Origin of the sequence: Pseudoalteromonas sp. SIMBA_162 (genome assembly GCF_046535955.1) — a bacterium.
GTDB classification, from domain to species: Bacteria; Pseudomonadota; Gammaproteobacteria; order Enterobacterales; family Alteromonadaceae; genus Pseudoalteromonas; species Pseudoalteromonas marina.
Genome location: NZ_JAWJBQ010000599.1, coordinates 1 through 262 on the forward strand (window position 1 = coordinate 1; position 262 = coordinate 262).

At 60.7% G+C, this 262-nt stretch carries 1 protein-coding gene; it reads right to left on the minus strand.

Annotated elements, in window-relative coordinates:
- The coding region (yajC, locus tag R0J88_RS21075) for a preprotein translocase subunit YajC (protein ID WP_410901037.1) at positions 1–240 on the minus strand (240 nt) is incomplete at its 3' end.
- Positions 241–262 lie beyond the last annotated feature (22 nt).

The window sequence follows — 262 nt, forward strand, 5'->3', positions numbered from 1 at the left end:
CTGCTCGCTGACCTTGGTGATGCGGCCAACCAGGCCACCACCGATGACGACTTCGTCACCCTTGGCCAGATTGCCGATCAGGTTCTTGTGTTCCTTGGCGCGCTTGGACTGCGGACGCCAGAGCAGGAAATAGAAAATGACCACGAAGCCGACCAGCATGACGATCTGGCCGATGGCGCCGCCGCCGGCGACAGCCGCTTCGGCTTCCGCGTGTGCGGCAGGAATCAGGAATTCCAGCATGTGTATCTCCAGAGGTTACGAG